We start from the raw sequence: 26,408 nt of genomic DNA on the forward strand, positions 1-26,408 counted from the left end.
CCGCGCGCCCGCGCCGTACCCCGGCGAGCATCGCCGCATGACCGCACTCACCGCGCTGCTCCCGGCCGCCGCCCTGCTGGCGACGGCGGCCACCGCACTGCCCCTGCACCCCACCCCGCCGCCCGCGACCGCCACCGCCGCGTACGTCGTCGCCCTCAAGGACGGCACCTCCCGCGCCGCCGCCTCCGCCCGCGCCCTGGCCGTCGAGGCCGCTGAGGCGGGCGACGAGGTCGGGGCCGTCTACGACACCGTCCTGAACGGGTTCGCCGTCCGCACCACCGCCGCCCGCGCGGCGGCCCTGGCCGCCGACCCGCGGGTGGCCTCGGTGGAACCGGACGCCGAGTTCCGGATCAGCGACACCCAGGTCCCCGCACCGTGGGGGCTGGACCGGATCGACCAGAGCGCGCTGCCGCTGGACGGCTCGTACACGTACCCGGCCACCGGACGGGGCGTCACCGCGTACGTCGTGGACACCGGGATCAACACCCTCCACCAGGAGTTCGGAGGGCGGGCCCGGGCCGGCTACAACGGGGTGTTCCTGGAGCGGGGCAGCACCGACTGCAACGGCCACGGCACGCACGTCGCGGGGACCCTCGGCGGATCGGTGTACGGGGTCGCGAAGGAGGTCTCCCTCGTCTCGGTGAAGGTGGCCGACTGCCGCGGCTCCTCCTCCCTGTCGGCGATCCTGGGCGGCCTCAACTGGCTGGTGAAGGACGCCGCGAAGCACCCGGGCACCCCGGCCGTCGCCAACATGAGCATCGGCGGCAGCCGCAGCTACTCCCTGGACAGGGCGGTCACCAAGGCCGTCGCCGCCGGGATCACCTTCACCGTCGCCGCCGGCAACGGGAACACCGACGCCTGCAAGGGCTCGCCCGCCGCCGTCCCCGCGGCCCTGACCGTCGGCGCGACCGACTCCCTGGACCGGCGGGCCCCGTTCTCCTCGTACGGCCGCTGCGTGGACCTCTTCGCGCCGGGCGTGTCCGTCACCTCGGCGTGGAAGGGCTCGACGACCGCGCTCGCCCGCGCCTCCGGCACCTCGATGGCCGCCCCGCACGTGGCGGGCGTCGCCGCGCTGGTCCTCGCGCAGGGCGTGGCGGGCGGCGCCCCGGCGAAGACGGCCGCCACACCCGCCCAGGTCTCCGACGCACTGGTGCGCGGCGCGCTGGCGGACCTCATCACCGGGCTGCCGGCCGGCACCGCGAACCGGCTCCTCCACCTCCCCGCGGTCGCCCCCGCGGTCGCCCCCGCGCCCACCCCTGCGGCTGCCCCCGCGCCCGCCCCCGCGGCCGGATAACACCGCAGGGCGCACAAACCCGACCTGATGGGACATCAATTTCTGTGTGCTTCGGGCAAAGGGAAGTCATTGACTTCTCATGACCGCGACGCGTCAATGTCGGCCACCGCACCGGCTCGTCCTCCTCCACACAGCGGGTGGGGGGAGGGGTTCGTCCGACGAAGGAGTCGCGACCCAGTGAGTACAACGTTCCGACGAAGAGTCCTGGCCGGGGTGGGCGCGCTGTCCCTGGCGCTGACGGGCGGCGTGGTGGGCCTGGCCGGCACCGCGCAGGCGGCGACCAAGACCACGCCCGTCTTCGAGAACTGCGACGCCCCGGCGCCGCAGCCGGACGGCTCGGGCAACCAGAACTACACGATCACCCTGCCCGACACGGCCAAGGCCGGTGACGTCGTCCCCATCACGATCGACCCGGGTGCGAGCCCGCTGGTCCCCGGCTTCTCCGTCACGACGGTGAACACCACCAAGATCACGCTGAAGGTCGGCGCGACCACGCAGGTGGTGACCAGCCCGCCGGAGAGCGTCAGCGTGGTGGCCGGCACGCCGCTCGACCCGAAGGCGTTCTCCGGCACCGTCAAGATCCCCGACGGCACCGAGGGCACCACGGTCGACGTCAAGCTCGACCTCGCCGTCACCGACGCCGACCTCAGCGGATCGGTCTTCACGACCACCTGCACCCCCGCGCCCAGGCCGAGCGCCACCCTCGGCTCGGTCGCGGTCGAGGCCCTGCCGAAGGACCCGGTCACCACCAAGCTGACGCCGAACAGCGGCAAGGCCGGCACTGCCGTCACCGTGACCGGCGCCAACTTCCCGGCGGGCGCGGTCACCTGCTCGGCGCTGCTCGCGGGCGCGGCGACCGGTGACACCGGCGCGGGCACCGCCGACGCCTCCGGCGCCGCCACCTGCAACCTGACCGTCACCAAGAAGGCCGACGCCATCAGGATCGACGGATCGGTCGCCCCGTACAAGTCCTTCGTGTTCCTGGAGGACCAGGCGGGCGTGAAGAACCCGGTCGACATCGAGGTCCTGCCCGGCCCGCTGGCGCTCGGCCCGAAGGACGGCCAGCCGGCCGTCGCCTTCCCCTCGGTCACCATCAACGGCAAGGCCCAGTCGGTGGTCGGCGTGTTCAACGCGGCGACCGTCCAGGACTTCCGCGGCGGCACGCTCGGCTGGGACGTGACGGCGACCCGTACGCCGTTCCTGAACGAGACGACCGGCCACTCGATGGCGAAGGCGCAGCTCGGCATCCAGCCGTCCTGCACCGTGACCAACCCGGACAGCCCGAGCACCTGCACCGCGGGGGCGCCCGGGGCGATCACCGACACCCCGATGAAGGTGGCCTCGCAGGCGGCCGGCGGGGAGGAGCTGACCGGCGGTGAGTTCGCGGTCGGCGGCGCCGGGATGATCCAGCTCCCGGCGTTCATGTTCGCCGACACCTACCGGACGGTCGTCACCTTCTCGATCGCCTGACAGGTCGCCTGACCGGTTGCCTGAAAGGTCGCCTGACAGGTCGCCTGACAGGTCGCCCGACCGGCGGGAACCGGCCCACCCGGGGTGGTGCGGCGCTCCGGCGCCGCACCACCCCTCGCCGTTCCCCCGCCGCCCGCCCGCGCGTGCTCCCGCTGCCCCCTCCCCTGCCCTTCACCCGCGCCGACTGGAGAACCGCCCATGCGCTCCCGCCTCCGCACCCGCACGCCTGCGTACGGCCCGCTCCTGGCCCTGCTCCTCCTGGTGGCGGCGCTGCTCGCGCCGGCCGCCCCGGCCGCGGCCGCGGACAACGGCACCTGGGCGGTGTTCCCCACGCCCGCGGCGGGCGCCGCGATGACGGACCGGGCGTACTTCTTCCACCAGGACGCGGCCGGCACCACCGTCACCGACAGCGTGACCATCCTGAACTCCTCGGACCGGGAGCTGACCTTCCAGGTCTTCGCCACCGACGCCGTGAACACCCCGGCCGGCGGCGCGTTCGCCCTGCTCCCGGTGGAGCGCAAGCCCGTCGGCGTGGGGGCGTGGACCGCGCTGGGGCCGCAGGCCGCGTCGACGGTGACGGTGCCGCCCAAGGGCCGTACGGACATCCCCTTCACGGTGAAGGTGCCCGCGGACGCCACCCCCGGCGACCACGTCGGCGGGATCGTCGCCCTCAACACCGCGGTGGAGGGCAGCCGGCAGGAGGGCAAGGTCCAGGTCGGGGTGAAGCGGCAGGTGGGCGCCCGGCTGTACGTGCGGGTGCCGGGGCCACTCGCGCCGGGGCTGAGCGTGGAGGACGTGAAGGTCAGCCGGTCGGCGCCGCTGCTGCCGTGGATCGGTACGGCCCGGGCCACGGTGTCGTACGCCCTGGTCAACCGGGGCAACGTGGTGCTGGAGCCGAAGGTCGCGGTGCGGGCCGAGGGGCTGTTCGGCCGTACGGTGCTGGACCGGCCGGCCCGCGAGCAGAAGGTGGTGCTGCTGCCGGGCCAGCGGATCGAGCTGACCGAGCCGTGGCCGGACGGCCCGCAGCTGGACCGCGTCACCGTACGGGTCTCGGCGACCGCAACGGCCTACCCCGACCTGGCGACGCAGTCCGAGACGACCTTCCTCGCCGTCCCCTGGCCGGCCCTCGGCACCTTCCTGCTCCTCACGGCCGCCGCCCTCACCACCCTGGCCCTGCACCGCCGCCGCACAACCGACCCTTCCGCCTCCGGCTCCGACCACGACGACGCCACCGCGGACCTGACCCCGACCCGCTGACCGCGGGCCGGGGTACGAGTCATGCAGGCCGTGGCGGAACACCGACCTGGACGGCAAGGCACCCCGCTCGCCTCTGCTCAGGCCGACGGCTACGACCGACGCCGCCAGAAACGGATCATCTTCGCGTGCTCGCGGATGATGGCCGGACGCTCGGGCGGCTGGGAGCCACACAGGGCGATCTTCAGCGTGTAGGCGCTGTAGATCATCCATGCGATGAACGCCAGGCTGATGGCGACGACCCCGTAGGGGGCGTTGACGACGAGATCGTCGGCGAATCCACGCATCGAGTCCTCCTCGGACGCTGAAGGGTCGTCTTCGAGGAAGTACTGCACGCCGTGCGCAGGGGGCACGGAGCACATGCGACCTCAACGAAGACAGGTTGACTGTCGAACACAGCGTCCGCGTGGCTGTGCCCGCCCCCTGGGGAGGGCGATTTCGTTGAGATCGGTGGACGACGTGGGCCCCGACTCTCCGTACTGCACGTTACTGCTACTACTCGCGGACCCCTGGCCTCAAAGTGGCGGCAGACCAGAGCACTCAGAGGCGTTCAGAAGCCCCTGGGAGACGCTTGACAGCGCCTCCTCCTTCGGTTCGGGTTGCGGGGTGGCTCTCCCCGCTCCGGGTTGGCGCCCGGCATGCGAAAAACCATACCCGCTGTAACCGGGCCGTCACAAATGGCCACGTCAGCAGGGCCACAGAGCTCCGGACACGAATATGCCCCCGCCGGGGCGGGGGCATCTTCCGAGGGTGGGCGCGGGCTGCGCCAGGGGAGCGGGGTTCAGTGGTTGCGGGGGAAGCCCAGGTCCACGCCCGCGTGGTCCTCCGACGGGTCCGGCCAGCGGGTCGTGACGACCTTGCCGCGGGTGTAGAAGTGGATGCCGTCGTTTCCGTAGATGTGGTGGTCGCCGAAGAGCGAGTCCTTCCAGCCGCCGAAGGAGTGGTAGCCCACCGGCACCGGGATCGGCACGTTGACGCCGACCATGCCCGCCTCGATCTCCAGCTGGAAGCGGCGGGCGGCGCCCCCGTCGCGGGTGAAGATCGCGGTGCCGTTGCCGAACGGCGAGGCGTTGATCAGAGCGACGCCCTCCTCGTAGGTCTCGGCGCGCAGCACGCACAGGACCGGGCCGAAGATCTCGTCGCGGTAGGCGTCGGAGTCGGTCTTGACGTGGTCGAGCAGGGACAGGCCGATCCAGTGGCCGTTCTCGTGGCCGTCGACCGTGTAGCCGGTGCCGTCCAGGACGACCTCCGCGCCCTGGTCGGCGGCGCCCTTGACGTACGACGCGACCTTGTCGCGGTGGGCGGCGGTGATCAGCGGGCCCATCTCGGACGTCGGGTCGTTGCCGGGGCCGATCTTGATCTTCTCGGCGCGCTCGCGGATCTTCTCGACGAGGGCGTCGCCGATCGCGCCGACCGCGACGACGGCGGAGATCGCCATGCAGCGCTCGCCGGCCGAGCCGTAGGCCGCCGAGACGGCCGCGTCGGCGGCGGCGTCCAGGTCGGCGTCCGGCAGCACCAGCATGTGGTTCTTGGCGCCGCCCAGCGCCTGGACGCGCTTGCCGTTCGCGGAGGCGGTGGTGTGGATGTGGCGGGCGATCGGGGTGGAGCCGACGAAGGACACGGCCGCGACGTCCGGGTGGGCGAGCAGGGCGTCGACGGCGACCTTGTCGCCGTGGACCACGTTCAGCACGCCGGCCGGCAGCCCGGCCTCGGTGGCCAGCTCGGCCAGCTTGTTGGCGGCGGAGGGGTCCTTCTCGCTCGGCTTGAGGACGAAGGTGTTGCCACAGGCGATGGCCAGCGGGAACATCCACATCGGGACCATCGCCGGGAAGTTGAACGGGGTGATGCCCGCGACCACGCCCAGCGGCTGGCGGATGGCGGCCACGTCCACGCGGTTCGACACCGACGTCGACAGCTCGCCCTTGAGCTGCGTGGTGATCCCGCAGGCCAGCTCGACGATCTCCAGGCCGCGCGCGACCTCGCCCAGCGCGTCCGAGTGGACCTTGCCGTGCTCGGCGGTGATCAGCTCGGCGATCGCGTCGCGGTTCGCGTCCAGCAGCGCGCGGTAGGCGAACAGCACCTTGGTGCGGGCGGCCAGCGAGGACTGGCCCCAGGTCAGGTACGCCTCCTTGGCGACCTGCACCGCCGCGTCGACCTCGTCGGCGGAGGCGAGGGCGACCTGCGTGGTGACCTCACCGGTGGCCGGATCGGTGACCGGGCCGTAGTTGCCCGACGCGCCCTCGACGGTCTTGCCACCGATCCAGTGGTTGACGGTCTTCATTGCCTTTGCTCCTTCACAGATGGCGACGTCGCTGAGCGGCTTGCCGGTCGTACTCCTCGCGGGCCCCGACCGCAGCCGTACGGGTCGCGGTCTCGGCCACAGGAACATCCCACCACGCCTGTGCCGGGGGTGGGCCCGACACAGTGTCGGGTGTTCGGGTCCGCGCGTAGACACATGTGGGACGGTCCGCCTCCCGCGCCTCCGCCAGGGCTTTGCGCAGGTCACCGACGGTACGGGTACGGATCACGGCCATCCCGAGGGAGGCCGCGTTGGCCGCCAGGTCCACGGGCAGGGGCGGTCCGGTGTACGAGCCGTCGCCCGCCCGGAAGCGGTACGCGGTCCCGAAGCCCTCCCCGCCCACGGCCCCCGACAGGCCGCCGATGGAGGCGTAGCCGTGGTTGTCCACGATCACCACCTTGATCGGGACGCCCTCCTGCACGGCGGTGACGATCTCGGTGGGGTTCATCAGGTACGTCCCGTCGCCGACCAGCGCCCACACGGGCCGGTCCGGGGCGGCGAGGGCGGTGCCGAGGGCGGCGGGGATCTCGTAGCCCATGCAGGAGTACCCGTACTCCACGTGGTACTGGTCGGCCGAGCGGGAGCGCCACAGCTGGTGCAGGTCGCCGGGGAGCGAGCCGGCCGCGTTGATCAGGATGTCCCCGGCGTCGACCAGGCCGTCGAGCAGGCCGAGCAGCTGCGCCTGGGTGGGCGGCTCGTCCTCGTCCTCCCGGGGGACGGCATAGGCGCGGTCGACGCGCTCCTCCCAGCCGGCCTTGGCCCGCCGGTAGGCCGCCTCGTACGCGGGATCGACGCGGTGCCCGGCGAGGGCGGTGCGGAGCTCCTCCAGCGCCTCGCGCGCATCGGCGACCAGCGGGCGGGCGGCGAGTTTGTGGGCGTCGTACGGGTCGAGGTTGAGGCCGATGAACCGGACGGCCGGGTTCTGGAACAGGGTCGCGGAGGCGGTGGTGAAGTCCGTCAGCCGGGTCCCCGCGGCGATCACCAGGTCGGCGCCGCGGGCCAGCGCGTCGGCGGTGGCGGTGCCGGTGTGGCCGACGCCGCCGACGTCGGCGGGGTGGTCGTACGGGAGGGCGCCCTTGCCCGCCTGGGTGGAGGCGACCGGGATGCCGGTGGCCTCGGCGAACGCCGCCAGGGCGGTCTGGGCCCCGCTGTGCCGGATGCCGCCGCCGGCGATGACGAGGGGGCGGGCTGCCGCCCGTACCGCCTCGGCGGCGTGCGCCAGCTCGTCCCGGTCCGGGCGGGGCCTGCGGACGCCCCAGACGCGCTCGGCGAAGAACTCCTCCGGCCAGTCGTACGCCTCCGCCTGCACGTCCTGTGGCAGGGCCAGGGTCACCGCCCCCGTCTGCACCGGGTCGGCGAGCACCCGCATGGCCTGGAGCGCCGCCGGGATCAGGGCCTCGGGGCGGGTGATCCGGTCGAAGTGGCGGGAGACCGGCCGCAGCGTGTCGTTGACGGAGACGTCGCCCGCGTACGGCACCTCCAGCTGCTGCAGGACGGGGTCGGCGGGCCGGGTGGCGAAGGCGTCGCCGGGCAGCAGGAGGACGGGGATCCGGTTGATGGTGGCCAGGGCCGCGCCGGTGACCAGGTTGGTGGCGCCGGGGCCGATGGAGGTGGTGACGGCGTGCGCGGAGAGCCGGCCGCTCTGGCGGGCGAAGCCGACGGCGGCGTGCACCATCGCCTGCTCGTTGCGGCCCTGCAGGAACGGCATGTCGGCCCGGCCGGTCTCCAGGAGGGCCTGGCCGATGCCGGCGACGTTGCCGTGGCCGAAGATCCCCCAGGTCGCGGCGATCAGGCGGTGGCGGCGGCCGTCGCGCTCGGTGTACTGGCGGGACAGGAAGCGGATGAGGGCCTGGGCGACCGTGAGCCGCGTCGTGTGCCTCATCGGGGGCCGTCCTTCGGGTCGTGGGCCGGGTCGTGGTGCCGGTGCTGGTGCTGGTCCTGGTCGTAGAACGGGAGTCTGGGGTCCACCTGCTGGCCGGGCCAGGTGGTACGGATCCAGCGGTGGTCGGGGTGGTCGCGGATCAGCCACTCGCGGTCGGGGTCGGGGCCGGCCATCACGTTCAGGTAGTACATGTCGTGCCCCGGGGCGGCGATGGACGGGCCGTGCCAGCCGTCCGGGATGAGCACCGCGTCCCCGGTCCTCACCTCGGTGAGGATGTCGGTCTTCCCGGCCGGGGACGGGCTGACACGCTGGTAGCCGAGGCCGGGCGTCTGCCCGTGCGGGGCGATCTCGAAGTAGTAGACCTCCTCCAGGCGGGACTCCCGGCCCGGGTGGTGCTCGTCGTGCTTGTGGGGCGGGTAAGAGGACCAGTTGCCGCCGGGGGTCAGCACCTCCACCGCGATGAGGCGGTCGCAGGGGAAGGCGTCCGCCGCGGCGAAGTTGTTGACCTGGCGGGAGCAGGGGCCTGCGCCGCGGAGTTCCACCGGGATGTCGTCGGCCGAGCCGTAGCGGGGCGGGAGGGTGTGCTCGCAGGGCGCGCCGGCCAGGGCGAAGCGGCCGCCCTGCGGGGCGGTGATGCGGGTTCGGCTGGCGCGGGGGAGGTAGGCGAAGTCGCTGAGCGCGGTGAAGACGGAGGGCCGGCCGTGCAGTTCGAAGGTGACCGGCCCGGCCGTGGTCTGCTGCCCTGCGGGGCTCTCCTCCACCCCGCCCCTTCCCGCTGCGTCCGATGGCGGCTTCGCCGCGGGCTGGGTTTGCGGCCCCGGCCGCCGCTGGTGGTCGGGCGCTGCGCGCCCGCCCGCTTCGGGGGCCCCGCCCCCGGACCCCCGGTCCTCAAACGCCGGACGGGCTGGACTGTCACCGGCCTTTGAGGCGCGGGGTTTCGGGGGCGGAGCACCCGTGCCCGGACCCGGGTCGCATTCGACCACTGCCGGGCCCTGCAGCGGGAGGACGATCCACTCGCAGACGCCCGCCTCGTGGGTGTACGACTCCCCCGCCTCCAGGGTCAGGACGTGCAGGCGGGCGTGCGGGAGGACGTGGGACGCCATCAGCGGCATGTCAGGGCCTCCTCGATCTCCGCGGCGAACGGCATCGCCGAGCTGCATGCCAGGCGGGAGGCGACGATCGCGCCGGCGGCGTTCGCGTAGCGGAGGATCCGCGGGAGGTCCCAGCCCGCCAGGAGCCCGTGGCACAGGGCGCCGCCGAACGCGTCGCCGGCGCCCAGGCCGTTGACGACCTCCACCGGGACCGGGGCGGCCTCCGCCAGCGTGCCGTCGCGCCGCATGGCCAGGACGCCGTCCGGGCCCCGCTTGACCACGGCCAGTTCGACCCCGGCCGCGAGGAGGGCCCGGGCCGCCGCGCGGGGGTCGGACTCCCCCGTTGCCACCTCGCACTCCTGCGCGTTGCCGACGGCCACCGTGGCCAGGGCCAGGGCTCTCGTGTAGTGCTTCGCCGGGTCGTCACGCCACAGCATCGGGCGCCAGTCCAGGTCGAAGACCGTGGTTCCGGCCTTCGCGCGGGCCTCCAGCGCGGCCAGGGTCGCGGTCCGGCTCGGCTCCTCGCTCAGGCCGGTGCCCGTCATCCACAGGATGCGGGCCCGGCGGAGCGCGTCCAGGTCCAGTTCCTCGGCGCGGATCTCCAGGTCGGGCGCCTTCGGCAGGCGGTAGAAGTACAGGGGGAAGTCGTCCGGGGGGAAGATCTCGCAGAAGGTGATCGGGGTGGGGTGGTCGGGTGCCTCGCCCAGCCAGCGGGTGTCCACCCCGAACTCCCCCAGCTGCCCGCGCAGGTACGCGCCGAAGGGGTCGGCGCCGGTCTTGCTGATCAGGGCCGTGCGGCGGCCGAGGCGGGCCGCCGCGACGGCCACGTTCGCCGGCGAGCCGCCGAGGAACTTCCCGAAGGTGTCCGCCTCGGCCAGCCGTACGCCGGTTCTCAGCGGGTAGAGATCCACCCCGATGCGTCCCATGGTGATCAGGTCGAACACAGGCAAGTCCTCCCACTCGTCCCGCTCGTCTCGCTCGTTTCGCACCCTAAGGTGGCCGTCATGACGTCCTCCCCGCCCGAGCTGACCCGTATCCGCATCGGTTCGGCCCCGGACTCCTGGGGTGTCTGGTTCCCGGACGATCCGCTGCAGACCCCGTGGGAGCGTTTCCTCGACGAGGTCGCCGACTGCGGGTACGAGTGGATCGAGCTCGGTCCGTACGGCTACCTGCCCACCGATCCCGCCCGGCTCGCCGAGGAGACCGCGAAGCGGGGCCTGCGGGTCAGTGCCGGCACCGTGTTCACCGGACTCCATCACGGGCCCGCGGTCTGGGAGCAGACGTGGGAGCACGTGTCGCGGATCGCGGAGCTGGCCCGGGACACGGGCGCGGCCCACCTGGTGGTCATCCCCTCCTTCTGGCGGGACGACAAGACAGGCGCGGTGCTGGAGGACCGGACCCTGAGCCCCGCGCAATGGCGTGAACTGACCACCCAGACCGAGCGGCTGGGCCGCGAGGTGCGGGAGCGGTACGGGCTGCGGATCGTCGTCCACCCGCACGCCGACACGCACCTCGACACCCCGCAGAACGTGGCCCGCTTCCTGGACGCCACCGACCCCGACCTGGTCTCCCTCTGCCTCGACACCGGGCACTACGCCTACTGCGGCGGCGACAGCGTCGAGGCCATCGAGACCTTCGGGGAGCGGATCGGCTACCTGCACCTGAAGCAGGTCGACCCGCGGATCCTCGCCGAGGTCGTCGCCGAGCAGGTGCCGTTCGGGCCGGCCGTGGCCCGGGGGGTGATGTGCGAGCCGCCGGCGGGGGTGCCCGCGCTGGAGCCGGTGCTCGCGGCCGCGCAGCGGCTCGGGGTGGACCTCTTCGCGATCGTGGAGCAGGACATGTACCCCTGTCCGCCCGACCGGCCGCTGCCCATCGCCCGCCGCACCCGCGCCTATCTGCGGTCCTGCGGCGCCCGTTGACCTCCAGGAGGAGTACGACATGAGCACGCTCGGGATCGCCGTCATCGGCGCGGGGAAGATGGGCGCCGACCACGCCCGCCGGATCGGGCGGACCGTCGGCGGGGCGCGGGTGGTGGCCGTGGCCGACCCGGACGGGGACCGGGCCAAGGAGGTCGCGGCGGGCCTGGAGGGGGCGGGCGCCCACACGGATGCGGCGGCCGCGCTGGCCGCGCCCGGGGTCGAGGCCGTACTGATCGCCTCGCCCGGCCCGGCGCACGAGGAGGCGATCGGGCTGGCCCTCGCGCGCGGGCTGCCGGTGCTGTGCGAGAAGCCGCTGACCCCGGACCCCGCGGGAGCGCTGCGGGTGCTGGAGGCCGAGCAGCGGCTGGGCCGGCGCCTGGTGCAGGTGGGGTTCATGCGGCGCCACGATGCGGAGTACGAGGAGCTGAAGGGGCTGCTGGACGCGGGCGGCATCGGCCGGCCGCTGTTCCTGCACTGCCGGCACCGCAACGCCGCCTCGCCGTCCTTCTTCACCAGTGACATGCTGATCAGCGATTCGGTGGTGCACGAGGTCGACGCGGCCCGCTGGCTGCTGGGGCAGGAGGTCACGGCGGTGTCGGTGTTCTCCCCGGCTCCGAGCGCGGCGGCCCCGGAGGGGCTGCGCGATCCGCGGTTCGTGCTGCTGGAGACCTCCGGCGGGGCGCTCGTCGACGTGGAGATCTTCGTCAACTGCGGCTTCGGCTACGAGGTGCGGTGCGAGGCCGTCGGCGAGGGCGGGAGCGCCGAGATCGGGGGCGGCACGGCGATGGCGGTGCGCAGCGCGGGGCGGCGGTCCGAGGCGATCGCGCAGGACTTCACCGTCCGGTTCGCCGATGCGTACGACCGCCAGCTGCGCCGGTGGGTGGCCGCGGCAGCGCAGGGCGGGGTGGCGGGGCCCGACGCCTGGGACGGCTATGCGGCGGCGGCCGTCTGCGAGGCGGGGCTGAAGGCGGCGCACACGGGGGTGCGGACGGCCGTGGAGCTGGTGGAGCGGCCGGCCCTGTACCGCTAGCCGCCCCGGCCGCCGGAACCCGGCCGCGCTGCAGTCCGCTGCAGGAGCCCAGCCGCTGGGTTCCGGCTCCTCCTCCCCCCACCGCCTCCGACCCCTCCGGACCCTCCGACCCCTGTGCCGTTCGCGTCACAGGGGTCGCTCTCGTGTCACGCATGTCGTCATGACGCGGGTTGCTCGTCACAGGCGTGCGACAACCCCTCCGACGCCGTCACACTCCGTCGTTCTCCGGGCACAACCCGACCGATCGTTTGAAGTCCACGCGCCGGCTCCCCCGACGGCCTCCCGGCCGGCCCGCCACGTGGACGAGGAGGTGTCGTCGATGAGCGACGGACAGCTGTGGTCGTACAAGGAGATCGCCGCCCACATCCGCGTCCAGCCCGACTCTGTGCGCTCGTACCGCAAGCACGGGCTGCTCCCGCCTCCCGACCACGTGGAGGGCGGCAAGCCGTACTGGTACGCCGACACGATCCGCACCTGGGTGGCCAACCGGCCCGGCAACCGGGGCCGGCGCCTCGACTGACCCGACCACCGGTCGCGCCGCCGCGCGAGAAACGGAAAGGGGCCGAAGACACTCGCTTTCATACCCCCAGGGGGTATAGTCTTGGGAGTGTCGGGAGGACGGTGGAGTGACAGCCTCCTTCCGGCAGCACCCGGACGGACCCCCGAAGAGGAGAACGACATGACCGCCGAGACGGACACCCAGACCACCACCGTCTACCGCGTGACCGGCATGACCTGCGGCCACTGCGAGGGTGCGGTGACCACCGAGCTGTCCGCCCTGCCGGGCGTCACCTCGGTCAAGGCCGTCGCCGCGACCGGCGAGGTCACCGTGGTCTCCGCCGCCCCGCTCGCCGAGGGCGACGTCCGCGCCGCCGTGGACGAGGCGGGCTACGAGTTCGCCGGCCTCGCCGCCTGAGCCCCCTCTCCTCACGCAGCACCCGAACCGGGCCGTACCACCAGCTCATACTGGTTCCGTACGGCCCGGATCCCCCTTGGAGCCGGATCATGAGCATGAGCACGAGCAGCAGCACGGCGCACGACGGACCCATAGCGGCAGCGGCCCCGGCAGCGACGGCCCCGACGGCGGCCCCCGCCGGCACCGCCGAGGTCGAGCTGGCGATCGGCGGGATGACCTGCGCCTCCTGCGCGGCCCGCATCGAGAAGAAGCTGAACCGGATGGACGGGGTCAGCGCCACGGTGAACTACGCCACCGAGAAGGCGCGGGTCACGTACGGCGCCGGCGTCGAGGTCGCCGACCTGATCGCCACCGTCGTCAAGACCGGCTACACCGCCGAGGAGCCCCCGCCGCCGCAGCCGGAACCGGAGCTGTCGCCGCCATCCCCGGAAGGGGCACAGGCGCCCGTACGCGACCCCGAGACGGCCGCGCTGCGACAGCGGCTGCTGGTCTCCGCCGTGCTCGCCCTGCCCGTCGTCCTGCTCGCGATGGTCCCGGCCCTGCAGTTCGACAACTGGCAGTGGCTCTCGCTCACCCTGGCCGCCCCCGTGGTCGTCTGGGGCGCCCTGCCCTTCCACCGGGCCGCCTGGACCAACGCCCGGCACGGCGCGGCCACCATGGACACCCTGGTCTCGGTCGGCACCCTCGCCGCCTTCGCCTGGTCCCTGTGGGCCCTGTTCTTCGGCCACGCCGGCATGCCCGGCATGCGGCACGGCTTCGACTTCGCCATCTCCCGCACGGACGGATCCTCCACCATCTACCTGGAGGTCGCCGCCGGCGTCGTCAGCTTCATCCTGCTCGGCCGGTACCTGGAGGCCCGCTCCAAGCGGAAGGCGGGCGCCGCGCTGAAGGCGCTGCTGGAGCTCGGCGCCAAGGACGTCGCCGTCCTGCGCGAGGGCCGCGAGGTGCGCATCCCGGTGTCCGCCCTCGCGGTCGGCGACCGGTTCGTCGTCCGGCCCGGCGAGAAGATCGCCACCGACGGTACGGTCGTCGAGGGCAGCTCCGCCGTGGACGCCTCCATGCTGACCGGCGAGTCGGTCCCGGTCGAGGTCGCCGTCGGCGACGCCGTCACCGGAGCGACCGTCAACGCCTCCGGCCGCCTCGTCGTCGAGGCCACCCGGATCGGCGCCGACACCCAGCTGGCCCGGATGGCCCGGCTCGTCGAGGAGGCGCAGAACGGCAAGGCCGAGGTGCAGCGGCTCGCCGACCGGATCTCCGGCGTCTTCGTCCCGGTGGTCCTGGCCCTGGCGCTCGGCACCTGGGTCACCTGGCTGCTGATCACCGACAACCCCACCGCCGCCTTCACCGCCGCCGTGGCCGTCCTGATCATCGCCTGCCCCTGCGCCCTGGGCCTGGCCACGCCGACCGCGCTCATGGTCGGCACCGGGCGCGGCGCCCAGCTCGGCATCCTGATCAAGGGCCCGGAGGTCCTGGAGTCCACCCGCCGCGTCGACACCGTCGTCCTCGACAAGACCGGCACGGTCACCACCGGCCGGATGGCGCTGGCCGGCGTGCACACCGCCCCCGGCACCGACGAGGCGGAGCTGCTGCGACTCGCGGGCTCCCTGGAGCACGCCTCGGAGCACCCCATCGCCCGGGCGATCGCCGCCGGGGCCGTGGAGCGGGCCGGCTCCCTGCCGGTCCCGGAGTCCTTCCGCAACCTCGCCGGGCTCGGCGTGCAGGGCGTCGTGGACGGGCACGCCGTCCTGGTGGGCCGCGAGCAGCTGCTGGCCGACTGGTCGATCGCCCTGCCCGAGGGGCTCGCCGGGGCCAAGGCGGCCGCAGAGGCCGCCGGCAGCACCGCCGTCCTGGTCGCCTGGGACGGGGAGGCCCGCGGGGTCCTGACCGTGGCCGATGCGGTCAAGGAGACCAGCGCCGAGGCCGTGTCCCGGCTGCGGGCGCTCGGCCTGACCCCGGTCCTGCTGACCGGCGACAACCGGGCCGTGGCCGAGACGGTGGCCCGCGAGGTGGGCATCGACGAGGTGATCGCCGAGGTGCTCCCGCAGGACAAGGTGGACGTCGTACGCCGCCTGCAGGCGCAGGGCCGTACGGTCGCCATGGTCGGCGACGGGGTCAACGACGCGGCGGCGCTGGCCCAGGCCGACCTGGGCCTGGCCATGGGAACCGGAACCGACGCCGCCATCGAGGCGGGCGACCTGACCCTCGTACGGGGCGACCTGCGGGTGGCGGCGGACGCGATCCGGCTCTCGCGCCGGACCCTCGCCACGATCAAGGGCAACCTGTTTTGGGCCTTCGGCTACAACGTGGCGGCCCTCCCGCTCGCCGCGGCAGGGCTGCTCAATCCGATGATTGCGGGGGCCGCAATGGCGTTCTCCTCTGTTTTCGTGGTCACCAACAGCCTGCGGTTGCGATCCTTCCGGTAGGGGTGTCCCTCCTCACACTGCGCACACTTCCTTCACAGGAGACGCAGATCACAGCGATCGCAACGTAACCATCGGGCCCTGCAGTGGGTCTAATGGGGCGATGCCAAGAACGTCTTGGGGGACGTTCACGGGGGTCTTGGGGGACATCCGTGGCATCAGCCGGCCGGGACGCGTGCCCAACGGGGTGCTTTGAGCGGCCCTCCCGACCCGTACGGGTCCCGGCAGACACCCAACCGGAGGGCGCGGCGCGCCCTCCTCGCCGACGCCCCGGCTCGGATCCCGTGGGGGGAATCCGGTGCCGGGGAAAAGGAAAGCGCCCCGTCCGTCGACCCGTGGGGGGATCGACGGCGGGGCGCTTTTCGCGTGCTCGGGGCCGCTACGGTCAGCGGGCCTCGACCGGGACGAAGTCGCGCTCGACGACGCCGGTGTAGATCTGGCGCGGGCGGCCGATGCGGGAACCCGGCTCCTTGATCATCTCGTGCCACTGGGCGATCCAGCCGGGCAGGCGGCCCAGCGCGAAGAGCACGGTGAACATCTCGGTCGGGAAGCCCATGGCGCGGTAGATCAGACCCGTGTAGAAGTCCACGTTCGGGTACAGGTTGCGCTGGATGAAGTACTCGTCGGAGAGGGCGTGCTCCTCGAGCTTCAGCGCGATGTCGAGCAGCTCGTCGGACTTGCCGAGAGCCGACAGGACGTCGTGCGCCGCCGCCTTGATGATCTTCGCGCGCGGGTCGAAGCTCTTGTAGACGCGGTGGCCGAAGCCCATCAGGCGGACGCCGTCCTCCTTGTTCTTCACCTTGCGGATGAAGGAGTCCACGTCGCCGCCGTTGGCCTGGATGCCTTCCAGCATCTCCAGGACGGACTGGTTGGCGCCACCGTGCAGCGGGCCCCACAGGGCCGAGATGCCGGCGGAGATCGAGGCGAACATGTTCGCCTGCGAGGAGCCGACCAGGCGGACGGTGGAGGTCGAGCAGTTCTGCTCGTGGTCCGCGTGCAGGATCAGCAGCTTGTCGAGCGCGGAGACCACGACCGGGTCGAGCTCGTACTCCTGGGCCGGCACGGAGAAGGTCATGCGCAGGAAGTTCTCGACGTAGCCGAGGTCGTTGCGCGGGTAGACGACCGGGTGGCCGACCGACTTCTTGTACGCGTAGGCCGCGATCGTCGGGAGCTTGGCCAGCAGGCGGATCGTCGAGAGGTGGCGCTGCTTCTCGTCGAACGGGTTGTGGCTGTCCTGGTAGAACGTGGACAGTGCGCTGACCACGGAGGACAGCATCGCCATCGGGTGCGCGTCACGCGGGAAGCCGTCGTAGAACCGCTTGACGTCCTCGTGCAGCAGCGTGTGCTGGGTGATCTCGTTGCGGAACGACGCGAGCTGGTCGACGGTCGGCAGCTCACCGTTGATCAGCAGGTAGGCGACCTCGATGAAGGTCGAGCGCTCCGCCAGCTGCTCGATCGGGTAGCCGCGGTAGCGCAGGATGCCCTGCTCACCGTCGAGGTAGGTGATCGCGGACTTGTAGGCGGCGGTGTTGCCGTAGCCGCTGTCCAAGGTGACGAGCCCGGTCTGGGCCCTCAGCTTCGAGATGTCGAAGCCCTGGTCACCGACGGTGCTCTCGACCACCGGGTAGGTGTATTCACCGTCCGCGTACCGGAGTACTACAGAGTTGTCGCTCACGTCATCCCTCACCGACGTAGTGCCTCTTCTTCGAGGTGCCCTGACTTCCTCTACCTTCCCCCATTTGGCGCAGGAGAGTGCACTCGGGGTCGGCGTTAGGCATTTTCGACGGCACTGAGTGCCGTCAACCTGCTTATCCTGCCCCCTCCGCGCCGAAAGCGGAAACCCTAGGCGAGGTTTCCCACCGGTATGCGGCCGGACAGCCTAGGGGCGACCGCCGTGAACCTCCTGCCTGCGGAAACGGTACGCACCGCCTGACCCAGTGCCTTGCGTGACCCGACCAGGACGACCAGCTTCTTGGCCCTGGTCACCGCCGTGTAGAGCAGGTTGCGCTGGAGCATCATCCAAGCCCCGGTGGTGACGGGGATCACCACCGCCGGGTATTCGCTCCCCTGGGAGCGGTGGATGGTGACGGCATACGCATGGGCCAGCTCGTCCAGCTCCGCGAATTCGTATCCGACCTCCTCATCTTCCTCCGTGCGCACGGTGAGGCGCTGTTCGTCCAGGTCGAGGGCGGTGACCACGCCGACCGTGCCGTTGAAGACGCCGTTCGCGCCCTTCTCGTAGTTGTTCCGGATCTGCGTGACCTTGTCGCCGACGCGGAAGACGCGGCCGCCGAACCGCTTCTCGGGCAGGTTGGGCCGGGCGGGTGTGATGGCCTGCTGGAGCAGGCCGTTGAGGTTCCCCGCGCCGGCGGGACCGCGGTGCATGGGGGCGAGCACCTGGATGTCGCGGCGCGGGTCGAGGCCGAATCTGGCCGGAATCCTCCGGGCGGCCACGTCGACGGCGAGCCGGCCGGCCTCCTCGGTGTCCTCCTCGGCGAAGAGGAAGAAGTCCGGCAGCCCGTCGGTCAGCGGCGGCAGGCCGGTGTTGATGCGGTGGGCGTTGGTGACCACGCCCGACTGCTGGGCCTGCCGGAAGATACGGGTGAGGCGGACGGCGGGGACGGGGCTGCCCTCGGCGAGCAGGTCCCGCAGCACCTCTCCGGCGCCGACGGACGGCAGCTGGTCCACGTCCCCGACCAGCAGCAGGTGTGCCCCCGGTGCCACCGCCTTGACGAGCTTGTTCGCGAGCAGCAGGTCCAGCATGGAGGCCTCGTCGACCACGACGAGGTCCGCGTCCAGCGGCCGGTCCCGGTCGTAGGCCGCGTCCCCGCCGGGCTTGAGCTCCAGCAGCCGGTGCACGGTGGAGGCCTCGGCCCCGGTGAGCTCGGACAGCCGTTTCGCGGCCCGCCCGGTGGGCGCGGCCAGCACCACCTTGGCCTTCTTCGCCCGCGCCAGCTCCACGATCGAGCGGACGGTGAAGGACTTGCCGCAGCCCGGGCCGCCGGTGAGGACGGCGACCTTCCGGGTGAGGGCGAGGCGGACCGCATCGCGCTGCTCGGGCGCCAGCTCGGCGCCGGTGCGCCCGGCCAGCCAGCCCAGGGCGCGGTCCCAGTCCACGTCCTGGAAGGACGGCATCCGGTCGTCCTCGGCGTGCAGCAGCCGGCGCAGCTGGCCCACGAGCGACAGCTCGGCCCGGTGGAAGGGCACCAGGTACACGGCGGTGAGCGGCGGCCCGCCCTCCGGATCGGGCACGGATTCCCGTACGACGCCCTCGGGGTCGGCGGCGAGCTCGGCCAGGCACTCGATGACCAGGCCGGTGTCGACCTGGAGCATCTTGACCCCGTCGGCGATCAGCCGTTCCTCGGGCAGGAAGCAGTGGCCCTGGTCGGTGGACTGGGACAGGGCGTACTGCAGGCCCGCCTTGACCCGCTCCGGGCTGTCGTGCGGGATGCCGACGGCCTGGGCGATCCGGTCGGCGGTGAGGAAGCCGATGCCCCAGACGTCGGCGGCGAGCCGGTACGGCTGGTTCTTCACCACGGAGATGGAGGCGTCGGCGTACTTCTTGTAGATGCGGACCGCGATGGAGGTGGAGACGCCGACGCCCTGGAGGAAGACCATGACCTCCTTGATGGCCTTCTGCTCCTCCCAGGCGGCGCCGATCAGCTTGGTCCGCTTGGGGCCGAGGCCGGGCACCTCGATCAGCCGCTTCGGCTCGGCCTCGATCACGTCGAGGGTGTCGGTGCCGAAGTGCTCGACGATCCGGTCGGCGATCCTCGGGCCGATGCCCTTGATCAGGCCGGAGCCGAGGTAGCGCCGGATGCCCTGGACGGTGGCGGGGAGCACGGTGCGGTAGTTCTCCACCGTGAACTGCCGGCCGTACTGCGGGTGGGAGCCCCAGCGGCCCTCCATCCGCAGCGATTCGCCGGGCTGGGCCCCGAGGAGGGAGCCCACGACCGTGAGCAGATCGCCGCTGCCGCGGCCGGTGTCGACGCGGGCGACCGTGTAGCCGCTCTCCTCGTTGGCGTAGGTGATGCGCTCCAGCACCCCCTCGACCACTGCCTGTTGCACCGCCCCGTTGGTTGCCATGGCACGACGTTACCGCCCGGCTCCGACAGCCCCGCAGGCCTGTGGACAACCAACGGGGCCGTGCAACGAGAAGGGGGCCCGGCCTCGCGGCCGGACCCCCTCACGGTTACCCCTCCCGTGCCGGACTTCCCGATCCCCCCAGATCCTCCCCCGGAAGTGCCGACGCACCATACGACCCCCGTACGCGCTCCGGGGTTGCACACCGAATCGGAACTTTACGTTTCCATTACTCGGGCGGTGCCGGGCGCGCTATTCTCGGGCGCCATGGACACCTCCGGAGCACAGGTGCGGCTGCGGGATCCGGCCCCCGGCGAGCTGGGCTGGATCGTGCAGCGGCACGGTGCGCTCTACTCCGCCGAGTACGGCTGGAACGCGGACTTCGAGGGCCTGGTGGCGCGGATCGTCGCGGACTTCGCCGAGGACCACGACCCCTACCGCGAGCGCGTCTGGATCGCCGAGCTGGACGGCCGACCGGTGGGCTCGGTGATGTGCGTACGGGAGGAGGGCTCGCCCGGCACGGCCCGGCTGCGGCTGCTGCTGGTCGAGCCGGAGGGGCGCGGGCACGGCGTCGGGACCCTCCTGGTCGACACGGTCGTCGCCTTCGCCCGCGCGGCCGGCTACCGCGAGCTGGTGCTGTGGACCAACGACGTGCTGACCTCGGCCCGTTCCCTGTACGAGCGCGCGGGGTTCACCCTCGTCTCGCAGCACGAGCACCGCTCGTACGGCGCCGTCCTCACGGGGCAGGACTGGCGGCTGCCCCTGCGGCCGGACTCCCCGCGCTGACCCCGGAGCCCGTACGGCCGCCGGCCGCGGCCGCCCCGCGTGCGGGCGTCAGCGAGGTCAGGGCCACCCCGCCCACCAGCAGCAGCGCGGCGAGCCAGCGCAGCCCGGAGACCTGCTCGCCGAGGACCAGCGCCGCGGAGGACATCCCGAACACCGGCACGAGCAGCGAGAACGGCGCGACGGACGAGGCCGGGTAGCGCCGCAGCAGGTACCCCCAGGCGCCGAACCCGAAGACGGTGGACACCCAGGCGACGTACCCGATCACGGCCGCCCCGGACCAGTCCAGGCCCCGCAGCGCGGCCAGGTCCCGCTCGGGCCCCTCCAGCAGCAGCGACAGGGCGAACAGCGGCAGCACGGGCACGGTGCACACCCAGACCATGAAGTTCAGCGCGTCGGGCGGGGCCGCCCTGCGGGTCAGCACGTTGGACACGCCCCAGCAGGCGGCGGCCGCCACGACCAGCGTGAAGCCGAGCACCGGCCCGGAGGCACCGCTGTCGGCGGCGGCGACGGCGATCCCGGCGAGCGCCACGCCCATGCCGGCCAGCCGCACCCGGCCCGGCCGCTCGCGCAGCACAGCCGCCGCGAAGACGGCGGTGAAGACGGCCTGGACCTGCAGCACGAGGGAGGACAGCCCGGCCGGCATCCCGGCGGCCATGCCCGTGAACAGCAGCCCGAACTTGGCGATGCCCAGGGCCGCTCCGACGCCGAGGACCCACTTCCAGGCGACCTTGGGCCGGCCGACGAAGAACACGGCGGGCAGCGCGGCCGCGAGGAAGCGCAGGGCGGACAGCAGCAGCGGCGGGAAGTGGCCCAGCCCGATCTGGATGACGACGAAGTTGAACCCCCAGACGGCGGCGACGAGTACGGCGAGAGCAGTGTGAACGGGACGCATGCTCCGAGCATCGGCGCCGCCACCATGTAGCACCAGCGCGGATTCCTTCCGGGATGGATGAAGCATCCCTTACGCATGGACACGGGCCGCCGCCTGCCTACGATGGGCGGCATGCTCGACCTCTCCCGGCTGCGCGCCCTGTACGCCGTCTCCGTCCACGGGTCGGTCGCCGCCGCCGCGGCCGCCCTCGGCTACACCCCCTCGGCCGTCTCGCAGCAGATCTCCAAGCTGGAGCGCGAGACCCGCACCACGCTGCTGGAGCGGCGCGGGCGCGGGGTCGCACTGACCGAGGAGGCCTGGCACCTGGCCCGTACGGCACGGGAGTTGCTGGCGATCGTCGAGCGCGCCGAGACCACCCTGGAGGAGCGCCGCGGGCAGCCGGGCGGCCTGCTGACGGTGGCCGCCTTCGCCTCCGCGGCGCGCGGGCTGCTGCCGGGCGTGCTGGCCGACCTGGCGCGCCGCCATCCCGCCCTCGACGTACGCCTGACGGAGGTCGACCCGCACCTGTCGGTGGACCTGGTGGCCCGCGGCGTCACCGATCTGGCGGTGGCCCACGACTGGGACATCGCCCCGCTGCCGGCCCCCGAGGGCGTGGAGCACGCGGTGATCGGCGACGACCGCTGCGACCTGGTCGTGCCCGAGGGGCACCCGTTCACCCGGCGCCAGGTCATCCGCCGCGCCGACCTCGGGGGCCAGCGCTGGGTGTGCCAGCCGCCCGGCCGGGTCTGCCACGACTGGCTGGTCCGCACGCTGCGCGCGGCCGGGTTCGAGCCCGACCTCGTCCACGTGGCGGAGGAGAACCACACCATCGTCGCGCTGGTTGCGGCCGGGCTCGGGGTGGCCGTCGTACCCCGCCTCGGGACGGGCGACCTGCCGCCGGGGGCGGTGGCCGTACCGCTCGAACCGGGCCCCGTGCGCCGGCTGTACGCGCTGTGGCGGACCGGGGCGGCCCGCCGGCCGGCGATCACCGAGGCCGTGCGGACCCTCCAGGAGCACTGGGCGGGCGCAGCGGTCCGTCCGGGGGACCCCGCCCGTGTCCTCGGCGCCGGGGGCGCACAGCGGGCGTAGGGTCCGGCGAGTGCCGTACCACGCCTCCCGCCGGTCCCTGCTCACCGCGGCCGCCGTGGCCGCCGTCACGGCCGCCGGGGCGGTCTCATACGCCCTGGGCGCCTTCTCCGACGACCCTGACCGCCCCGCCCGCTCCCCCGGCCCCGGCCCGGGCCCGGGCGGCGACAGCCGCCCGGGCACCCCTGCGCCCGGCGGGCGCGGCCCCGGCCCGTCCCCCGACCTGGCGCAGCTGCGCCGCGTGGTGGCCGGGATGAGCCTGACCGAGCAGGTCGGACAGCTCTTCGTCTCCCGGGTGTTCGGGCACTCGGCGACCGAGCCGGACGCGAAGGGCGCCGAGCGCAACCAGAAGCAGTTCGGGGTCCGCACGGCCGCCGAGCTGGTCTCCCGCTACCACCTGGGCGGGATCATCCTGTTCTCCTGGGCCGACAACACCCGCGCCCCGCAGCAGGTCGCCGAGCTGTCCGCCGGCCTGCAGAAGGCGGCCGCGGGGACCGGTGCCGGCATCCCGCTGCTGCTCTCCATCGACCAGGAGCACGGGGCGGTGGCCCGCATCGGCAAGCCGGCGACGCTGCTGCCCGGGGCGATGGCCCTGGGGGCCCGCAGCGGCGAGGGCTCCGCCACCGCCGAGGCCCGGCGCGCGGCGCGCATCGCGGGGACCGAGCTGGCCGCGATGGGGATCCGGCAGGACTACGCGCCGGTGGCCGACGTGAACGTGAACCCGGACAATCCGGTGATCGGCGTACGGTCCTTCGGCTCCGACCCGAAGGCGGTGGCCTCGCTGGTCGCCGCGCAGGTACGGGGCTACCAGGGCGCGGGGGTGGCCGCGACGGCCAAGCACTTCCCGGGCCACGGGGACACCGAGACCGACAGCCATGTCGGGCTGCCGGTGATGCAGCACACCCGGGCGCAGTGGGAGGAGCTGGACGAGCCGCCGTTCCGGGCGGCGGTGGAGGCGGGCGTGGACGCCGTGATGACGGCGCACATCGTCTTTCCCGCGCTCGATCCCTCGGGGGACCCGGCGACCCTCTCGCAGCCGATCGTCACCGGCATCCTGCGCGAACGCCTGGGCTTTCGCGGGGTGGTGGTCACCGACGCCCTGGACATGGCCGGGGTGCGGCAGAAGTACGGGGACGACCGGGTCCCGGTGCTGGCGCTGAAGGCGGGCTGCGACCAGTTGCTGAACCCGCCGGACCTGGGGCTGGCGTTCCGCAGCGTGGTGAAGGCGGTGGAGTCGGGCGAGCTGTCGCAGACGCGGATCGCGGAGTCGGTGCTGCGGATCCTGGAACTGAAGGCCCGCCGCGGCCTGTTCGACCGGGACCAGACCCTGGCGGCGAAGGTCGACGGGGTGGTGGGGACGGCCGCGCACCTGGCCGCCGCCGACGAGATCGCGGCGGGTACGACGACCCTGCTGGCCAATCCGCGGAAGCTGCTGCCGATCGACGCCTCGAAGGGACCGTCCCTGCTGGTCACCGGGAACGACGCCGCCTCCCCCAGCGGTACGACGGGCCCCCCGACCGTGGTCCTGGCGAAGGAGCTGACCGCGCTGGGCTGCAAGGCGACGGCGCTGCCGCCGGCCCGGGCGGTGGCCGCGGCTCCCGGGAACGCGGCGGTGCTGGTGTGCACGTACAACGTCGCGGAGGGCGACGACGAGCAGCGCGAGCTGGTCACCCAGCTGGTGGCCACGGGGGTGCCGGTGGTGCTGGTGGCGACCCGCAATCCGTACGACCCGGCCCGGCTGCCGGCGTGTGCGGCGGAGCTGGCGACGTACTCCTGGACGGACGTGGAGATGCGGGCGGCGGCCCGGGTGGTCACCGGGGCGGCGCGGCCGACGGGCCGGCTGCCCGTGGCGGTGCCGGACCGGTACCCGCTGGGCCACGGGCTGGCGTACGGCTGAGCGCGTACGCCGCCCGCGGCCCGGCGGGCGGGCCGGACCGGGCGGGCCCGACCGGGCCCGACCCCGGGGCCGGGAGGCTACGGCCGCAGCTGCGGCTCGCGCTCCAGGTCCTTCTGGTCGAGCAGCGCGTCCGGCTTCGCCAGCGGCGTCGCGCGGCCCGCGTCGGCGACCGCGGCGGAGGGGGCGACCCCGGCCCACTGCAGGATCCGCTGCGTGGCCAGCGCCTTCTCGCCGTCCTGGAGCTTGGAGACGTTGGCCCCGTGGTTGGCGCCCGGCGCGATCATGACGTAGCTGTCACGGGCGTTGTAGCCGATGTGGAACGGCTCGGCACCCCACGGGTCGTTCTGCCCGTAGACGAACAGCATCTGGTTCGCGTTGTTCTTCACCCAGTTGTCGACGTCGGCCATGACCCCCGGCTGGAAGGTCATCGGGATGTCGCGGGGCACGAAGTTGCGCGGCGGCTGGTAGCCGTAGCGGCTCAGGCCCTTCAGGTGGGGCTGCTTGATGTCGGGCGAGCCGAGCTGGGTGCCCGCCTGGTAGTAGTACGGCGTGTACGTCTCCAGGCCCTGGTCGGCGTAGGCCGAGAAGCCGGAGATCGTGTCGACCGAGTCCCAGATCTGCTGGTCGGTGGCGGTCGCGGCGTCCGGGACGGTGCCGCAGTCGGACAGCAGGCTGTACTGCCAGAACGCCCACACGTAGTCGAGCACGACCGCCTCGTAGGCCTTGTCGAGGCTGCCGACGGTGTTGAAGGTCCAGCCGTTCTTGGCGGCGGCCTCCGCGTACTTGGCCTCCAGCGGCTCCCGGCGGACGAGGGCCTCGCGCTGGACGGCGTTCAGCTTGTCGCGGCACTCCTTGGTGCCGACCTTGGCGAAGAACCGGTCGTAGGCCGAGTCCTCCTTGTTGACGACGTCGTTCGGCGCGACGTACGCGACGACCCCGTCCATGTCCTTGGGGTAGTAGCGCTCGAAGTACGTGGCGGTCATGCCGCCCTTGCTGGCGCCCGTGGCGAGCCAGTTCTTGGTGTAGATCTTCTTCAGGGCGGTGAAGATGCGGTGCTGGTCGCTGGCCGCCTGCCAGATGTCCAGCTTCGACCAGTCGGCCGGGTCGGGGCGCGACGGGTTGAAGAATCGATACTCCATCGACACCTGGTTGCCGTCGACGATCGTCGTCGGCTCGCTGCGGCGCGGGCTGGTGTTGACGTTGTACCCGGACGTGTAGAAGACCGTGGGCCGGGACTCGTCCTTGTGCAGCAGGGTGATGCGCTGCTTGAAGGTGCCCTTCGACGGCTGCCGGTGGTCGATCGGCTGCTCGTAGTTCAGGACGAAGAAGCGGTAGCCCGGGTACGGCTTCTCCTCGATCAGGCTCATGCCGGGAATCGCAAGGATCCGGTCCTTGATGTCCGCGGCGGCGCCCTGCCCTGCGGTGGTCGGCGCGGTGGCGGCCGGCTCTGCGGCGGTGGCCGCCTGAGCCGTCAAGCCGGTCGTGCCCATGGTGCCGATCAGCACCGCGACGGGCAGCAGCCGGCCAAGCATCTTGCGCATTCACCCTCCCCTTGAGTTCACTGTGGTCGCCCGTGAACCTAGCGGGGTCAACGCACCGCTGACCAGACCCAGTTGGGACGAGACGTCAGCACAGGATCCAGCCGGATTCCACGGATTCGACCCCGATGCTCCCCTTTACATACACGCACCGGTTGATCGCGCCGACGACGACAGGTCCGGCATAACGGGTGAATTGCCCCGCATCGCGGACGGGGACCCCGCCACGCGGCTGAATACTTACCGCCATCGGACGGCGCGCCCCCGGCTCGCGGGCGAACGTCGCCGCGCAGGCCTGGGCGCGGCTCTTGTACACGCGCACCTCGCCGGAGCCCGAGCCCGAGCCCAGGGGCAGCGACTTGACCAGCTGTCCGCCACAGCCGCCGGTCGCGGCCCGGGCGGGCGGCGCCGCCAGCATCCCCGACAGGCACAGCGCCAGCACCACGGCCGACACGGCCGCACGGGCGGCTCCCCGAACGCGCCCCTTCCCTCCGGACATAACCCCGCCCCCGATCCTCCGTACGTCATGCGTACGCACGTACGACGCACAGACCCCCCGGAAGGTTGCATAA

At 72.8% G+C, this 26,408-nt stretch carries 20 protein-coding genes and 1 pseudogene; 11 read left to right on the forward strand and 10 right to left on the reverse strand.

From position 1 onward, the window contains the following. Positions 1-37: 37 nt before the first annotated feature. The 3 genes from AB0F11_RS18370 (at position 38) to AB0F11_RS18380 (ending at position 4,021) form a co-directional block, all read left to right on the forward strand. Positions 38-1,294 (forward strand): S8 family peptidase, encoded by a 1,257-nt coding sequence (locus AB0F11_RS18370; protein WP_362174409.1) that lies wholly within the window; start codon positions 38-40, stop codon positions 1,292-1,294. A 177-nt stretch (positions 1,295-1,471) separates the two neighbouring features. Next, positions 1,472-2,764, forward strand: a complete 1,293-nt coding sequence (locus tag AB0F11_RS18375) for a hypothetical protein (RefSeq protein ID WP_362174411.1) — start codon at positions 1,472-1,474, stop codon at positions 2,762-2,764. 198 nt (positions 2,765-2,962) lie between these two features. Beyond that, positions 2,963-4,021: a DUF916 domain-containing protein gene (locus AB0F11_RS18380; protein ID WP_362174414.1), complete on the forward strand. Its 1,059-nt coding sequence runs from the start codon at positions 2,963-2,965 to the stop codon at positions 4,019-4,021. An 89-nt stretch (positions 4,022-4,110) separates the two neighbouring features. Here AB0F11_RS18380 and AB0F11_RS18385 read toward each other — a convergent pair whose 3' ends face one another. The 5 genes from AB0F11_RS18385 to iolC all read right to left on the reverse strand — a co-directional run bounded on the left by AB0F11_RS18385 (position 4,111) and on the right by iolC (position 10,240). Further along, positions 4,111-4,305 (reverse strand): hypothetical protein, encoded by a 195-nt coding sequence (locus AB0F11_RS18385; protein WP_362174417.1) that lies wholly within the window; start codon positions 4,303-4,305, stop codon positions 4,111-4,113. 494 nt (positions 4,306-4,799) lie between these two features. Beyond that, on the reverse strand, positions 4,800-6,299 hold the full coding sequence (locus AB0F11_RS18390; RefSeq protein ID WP_362174418.1) for a CoA-acylating methylmalonate-semialdehyde dehydrogenase: 1,500 nt from the start codon (positions 6,297-6,299) through the stop codon (positions 4,800-4,802). Positions 6,300-6,312: 13 nt separating this feature from the next. Beyond that, positions 6,313-8,199, reverse strand: coding sequence for a 3D-(3,5/4)-trihydroxycyclohexane-1,2-dione acylhydrolase (decyclizing) (gene iolD / locus AB0F11_RS18395; RefSeq protein ID WP_362174421.1), 1,887 nt, complete (start codon positions 8,197-8,199; stop codon positions 6,313-6,315). Then, a complete protein-coding gene (gene iolB, locus AB0F11_RS18400) occupies positions 8,196-9,311 on the reverse strand; it encodes a 5-deoxy-glucuronate isomerase (protein WP_362174423.1) in 1,116 nt (371 codons plus the stop codon). The genes iolD and iolB overlap by 4 nt, the downstream gene beginning before the upstream one ends. Beyond that, positions 9,302-10,240 (reverse strand): 5-dehydro-2-deoxygluconokinase, encoded by a 939-nt coding sequence (gene iolC, locus AB0F11_RS18405; protein ID WP_362174553.1) that lies wholly within the window; start codon positions 10,238-10,240, stop codon positions 9,302-9,304. Before iolC ends, iolB begins: the two co-directional genes overlap by 10 nt. A gap of 54 nt (positions 10,241-10,294) precedes the next feature. Here iolC and AB0F11_RS18410 point away from each other — a divergent pair, with 54 nt between their 5' ends. From AB0F11_RS18410 to AB0F11_RS18430, 5 genes are all read left to right on the forward strand, one after another. After that, positions 10,295-11,209 carry a sugar phosphate isomerase/epimerase gene (locus tag AB0F11_RS18410; protein WP_362174425.1) on the forward strand — a complete coding sequence of 305 codons (915 nt, stop codon included), beginning with the start codon at positions 10,295-10,297 and terminating at the stop codon, positions 11,207-11,209. A gap of 19 nt (positions 11,210-11,228) precedes the next feature. After that, complete coding sequence (locus AB0F11_RS18415; RefSeq protein ID WP_362174428.1) at positions 11,229-12,239, forward strand: Gfo/Idh/MocA family oxidoreductase; 1,011 nt, start codon at positions 11,229-11,231, stop codon at positions 12,237-12,239. Between the two features lie 319 nt (positions 12,240-12,558). Beyond that, positions 12,559-12,759: a MerR family transcriptional regulator gene (locus tag AB0F11_RS18420; protein ID WP_362174431.1), complete on the forward strand. Its 201-nt coding sequence runs from the start codon at positions 12,559-12,561 to the stop codon at positions 12,757-12,759. A 159-nt stretch (positions 12,760-12,918) separates the two neighbouring features. Further along, positions 12,919-13,155, forward strand: coding sequence for a heavy-metal-associated domain-containing protein (locus AB0F11_RS18425; protein ID WP_362174434.1), 237 nt, complete (start codon positions 12,919-12,921; stop codon positions 13,153-13,155). An 89-nt stretch (positions 13,156-13,244) separates the two neighbouring features. Beyond that, positions 13,245-15,578: a heavy metal translocating P-type ATPase gene (locus AB0F11_RS18430; protein WP_362174437.1), complete on the forward strand. Its 2,334-nt coding sequence runs from the start codon at positions 13,245-13,247 to the stop codon at positions 15,576-15,578. A gap of 382 nt (positions 15,579-15,960) precedes the next feature. Here AB0F11_RS18430 and AB0F11_RS18435 read toward each other — a convergent pair whose 3' ends face one another. Together AB0F11_RS18435 and AB0F11_RS18440 are read right to left on the reverse strand one after the other, a co-directional pair. Beyond that, a complete protein-coding gene (locus tag AB0F11_RS18435) occupies positions 15,961-17,250 on the reverse strand; it encodes a citrate synthase (RefSeq protein WP_362174440.1) in 1,290 nt (429 codons plus the stop codon). A 167-nt stretch (positions 17,251-17,417) separates the two neighbouring features. Continuing rightward, the gene (locus tag AB0F11_RS18440) at positions 17,418-19,661 is read right to left on the reverse strand and encodes an ATP-dependent RecD-like DNA helicase (protein WP_362174443.1); all 2,244 of its coding nucleotides are present in this window, start codon (positions 19,659-19,661) and stop codon (positions 17,418-17,420) included. A 291-nt stretch (positions 19,662-19,952) separates the two neighbouring features. Here AB0F11_RS18440 and AB0F11_RS18445 point away from each other — a divergent pair. Then, positions 19,953-20,444 (forward strand): annotated as a pseudogene (locus AB0F11_RS18445) (GNAT family N-acetyltransferase); the annotation flags it as partial. On the opposite strand, the gene AB0F11_RS18450 reads toward AB0F11_RS18445, so the two are convergent. Beyond that, on the reverse strand, positions 20,395-21,336 hold the full coding sequence (locus AB0F11_RS18450) for an EamA family transporter (protein WP_362174446.1): 942 nt from the start codon (positions 21,334-21,336) through the stop codon (positions 20,395-20,397). The pseudogene AB0F11_RS18445 and the gene AB0F11_RS18450 overlap by 50 nt on opposite strands. Positions 21,337-21,447: 111 nt before the next feature. Between AB0F11_RS18450 and AB0F11_RS18455 the strand changes: the two genes are divergently transcribed. Then, positions 21,448-22,404: a LysR substrate-binding domain-containing protein gene (locus tag AB0F11_RS18455; protein WP_362174449.1), complete on the forward strand. Its 957-nt coding sequence runs from the start codon at positions 21,448-21,450 to the stop codon at positions 22,402-22,404. Between the two features lie 10 nt (positions 22,405-22,414). Further along, positions 22,415-24,298 carry a glycoside hydrolase family 3 N-terminal domain-containing protein gene (locus AB0F11_RS18460; RefSeq protein WP_362174452.1) on the forward strand — a complete coding sequence of 628 codons (1,884 nt, stop codon included), beginning with the start codon at positions 22,415-22,417 and terminating at the stop codon, positions 24,296-24,298. A 77-nt stretch (positions 24,299-24,375) separates the two neighbouring features. On the opposite strand, the gene AB0F11_RS18465 is transcribed toward AB0F11_RS18460, so the two are convergent. Both AB0F11_RS18465 and AB0F11_RS18470 read right to left on the reverse strand, forming a co-directional pair. Then, positions 24,376-25,839 (reverse strand): S28 family serine protease, encoded by a 1,464-nt coding sequence (locus AB0F11_RS18465; protein WP_362174455.1) that lies wholly within the window; start codon positions 25,837-25,839, stop codon positions 24,376-24,378. 85 nt (positions 25,840-25,924) lie between these two features. Beyond that, positions 25,925-26,290, reverse strand: coding sequence for a hypothetical protein (locus tag AB0F11_RS18470; RefSeq protein ID WP_362174458.1), 366 nt, complete (start codon positions 26,288-26,290; stop codon positions 25,925-25,927). Positions 26,291-26,408 lie beyond the last annotated feature (118 nt).

The sequence above is a fragment of the Streptomyces sp. NPDC032472 genome (genome assembly GCF_040636955.1).
Classification (GTDB): domain Bacteria; phylum Actinomycetota; class Actinomycetes; order Streptomycetales; family Streptomycetaceae; genus Streptomyces.